Genomic DNA, 2,959 nt, shown 5'->3' with positions numbered 1-2,959 from the left:
CTATGGCTATAATGCGCCGTTCGCTCAATCCGGTACTGCGGGCAGTAGCGACCGTATATATCTGGTTCTTCCGGGGTACTCCTATTTACACCCAGTTAATTTTCTGGGGCTTAATCGGGGTGCTATATGAATCGATTACCGTAGGTATTCCTTTTACCGGCATTAACTTTTTCAGCTTCTCCCCCTACGGAGTATTCGACAATATGCAGCACACTATGTTTGCTTGTGCGGTATTGGGCTTAGGCCTAAACGAAGGCGCTTATCTCTCGGAAATAGTGCGCTCGGGCTTAAACTCCGTAGACTCGGGACAAGAAGAGGCCGCTAAGGCCTTGGGCATGAGTAATGGGCAAATTCTGCGGCGCATTATTCTTCCTCAAGCAATGCGGGTAATCATTCCTCCTACCGGGAACGAAACGATTTCCATGTTGAAAACTACCTCTTTAGTAACGGCGGTACCTTTCACTTTGGAGCTGACCTACGTAACCAATGCGATGGGGCAATCTTCGTTCCGCCCCGTACCCTATCTCTTAGTGGCCGCTATCTGGTATCTACTCATCACTTCTATTCTGATGATAGGTCAGCACTATCTAGAGCAATACTTTGGAAAAGGCACCAAGGAATTTGGCGGCGAAGAGCGGCATACCAAACGGCGCAAGAAAAAATTGCATCACTCGCGGCAATCCGCTATAAATGCCGCTCAAACTACCTATGCCGATCCGTTTATCGAATACACACCTTAGGACGCACAAATGACTTCTGAAAATAGCGATTTGATGGTATCCGTACAAGGAGTACACAAATTCTTTGCTGAGCTGCACGTACTAAAAGGAGTGTCTTTTTCGGTAGCGAAAAGCAGCGTAACAGCAATTTTAGGACCCTCTGGATCTGGTAAATCCACTATGCTGCGCTGCATTAATCAGCTCGAGAAAATTCAAGCTGGGCGGATATATGTACAAGATGAATTGCTCGGCTACCAAGAAAAAAATGGCAAACTTTACGAACTTTCCGATAAAGATATTGCTCGCCAGCGTGCGCGCATCGGCATGGTTTTTCAGCGTTTCAATCTTTTTCCACATATGACGGCTCTAGAAAACGTAATTGAAGCCCCGATTCACGTGTTGAAAAAAGATGAAAAAGCAGCGCGCAAAGAAGGCTTAGAACTACTAGAGCGAGTGGGCTTGAGCGACCGCGCACAGCATTATCCAGCTGAACTTTCCGGTGGCCAGCAGCAACGAGTAGCCATTGCCCGCGCTTTAGCTATGAATCCAGAACTAATGCTTTTTGATGAGCCTACTTCTGCTCTCGATCCTGAATTAGTAGGAGAAGTGCTCGCCGTCATGAAGCAGCTGGCGCAAGACGGTATTACGATGATTGTGGTGACGCACGAGATTGGCTTTGCACGCGAAGTATCCGATCAAGTAATTCTGATGGACGAAGGGCGCATAATCGAAAGCAATATCCCGAGCGAGATATTTGATAATCCACAGCACCCACGGACAAAAGAGTTTCTTTCGAAAGTGCTCTAAAAATCTAAGTGCTCTAAAAATCTAGGGCGTATCTCCGTAGAAGATATTTTCCACTACGGCGCGAGCTCGGCGGGCACGGCGCAGGTAATCTTCTTCCACATTGTGCCGCCTCCCCGGCGGATAACCAAAAAGCGCTCCTAGCACAGCTACTTGTTCGCTTGCCGCCGGCAATACATCCACTTTTATGCTCTGAAGACGCCCGGTGCCCAGCGCATTGAAATTGCGTATCTGGGAGGCGTAGATCCACGCTTCGCGCAGCTCTTTAGCCTCCTGTGCGGATAGTAATCCACATTTAGCTGCCGCAGTTAGTGCTGCTAAAGTTTGGGGAGTGCGCAAAAGGGGATATTTTCCCGCCTGCTCTAGCTGCAGCAATTGAATACACCACTCCACATCCGCCAAGCCGCCGCGCCCGAGCTTTACGTGCCGGCTTGGAGCTATTCCGCGCGGCATCCGTTCCTTCTCTACCCGTGCCTTTATCCGGCGAATATCGCGTATCTCTCCCGCCGTAATTCCCTGCGGCGGATAGCGCAGATCCGCAATAAGCAAGAGAAATTTTTCTCCGAGATCGTAATCTCCGCAGCAAAACCGCGCCCTAAGCAAAGCTTGTTTTTCCCAAGTCTCTATCCAATGCTGATAATAGTGGCGGCAACTCTCTAAACTGCGCGAAAGCGGGCCATTTTTCCCTTCCGGGCGTAAATCCGTATCAACTACCAGCGGCGGCTCCACATCAGAGCATTGCAGTAAAGTAATAATATTTTTTGCCCAGCTAATAGCAAAACTATCTGCGAAATCAGCATTCATAGCTGCATTTTTCCGCGGCCGATGCACAAATATAAGGTCGGCATCAGATGCATAACTAAGTTCTTTACCGCCAAAGCGCCCCATAGCAATTACAGCTAGATCAACTGGCGCCTCTTCCTGCTCCTGCTCAGTTAGCGTCTTAATTTTTGCCGCTCGAAATGCCGCCTCTAAAGCAATATCACCCGCCATAGAAATAGCGCCCTGTACCTGCTCTAAGCTGAGCATATCCAGCACCTGCGCCAAAGCCGTGCGCAATAATTCGCGCCGACGTAAATAGCGCCCTGCCCGCGCCAAATCTTGTGGAGAACTCGCCCGCTCCCCCATAGAATCTAATTCGCGGCGCAATTCATCAGCACTGCGCGGAGTGAGTTGGCTATCTTCATCTAGCCACGAAATAGCTTCTGCTAAAGCCGGTAATTCCCTGGCGATATAACGCGAGGACGAAAGCACGCGCGCCAATCTTTCCGCTGCCGCTCCCGAATCTCGCAAAGTGCGCATATACCAAGAGGTTGCCCCTAATTCTTCCGACACTATCCGAAATGCTTGTAAGCCTTGATCTGGATCGGGACCTTGTGCGAACCAACCAATCATTACCGGCAGAAGCTGCTTTTGAATCGCAGCTGTCCGCGAAA

Annotated in this window: 2 protein-coding genes and 1 pseudogene; 2 read left to right on the top strand and 1 reads right to left on the bottom strand. The window is 49.6% G+C overall.

Annotated features, from left to right (window positions below):
* Both Q0X35_RS06370 and Q0X35_RS06365 read left to right on the top strand, forming a co-directional pair.
* Positions 1-740 (top strand): amino acid ABC transporter permease (locus Q0X35_RS06370; RefSeq protein ID WP_297566653.1); only part of this gene is annotated, 740 nt, incomplete at its 5' end.
* A gap of 9 nt (positions 741-749) precedes the next feature.
* A complete protein-coding gene (locus Q0X35_RS06365; protein WP_297566651.1) occupies positions 750-1,526 on the top strand; it encodes an amino acid ABC transporter ATP-binding protein in 777 nt (258 codons plus the stop codon).
* 21 nt (positions 1,527-1,547) lie between these two features.
* Here the strand turns inward: Q0X35_RS06365 and Q0X35_RS06360 are convergent.
* Positions 1,548-2,959 (bottom strand): annotated as a pseudogene (locus tag Q0X35_RS06360) (bifunctional glutamine-synthetase adenylyltransferase/deadenyltransferase); the annotation flags it as partial.

Origin of the sequence: uncultured Arcanobacterium sp. (genome assembly GCF_947253055.1) — a bacterium.
Lineage (GTDB): Bacteria > Actinomycetota > Actinomycetes > Actinomycetales > Actinomycetaceae > Arcanobacterium_A.
Note: the sequence above shows the minus strand (reverse complement) of the source record. Positions and strands in the feature narration are given on the sequence as shown.

Bases quoted from the DNA above. Each gene is read 5' to 3' on its own strand.
- Q0X35_RS06365 (WP_297566651.1), top strand. From the start codon at position 750: ATGACTTCTGAAAATAGCGATTTGATGGTATCCGTACAAGGAGTACAC.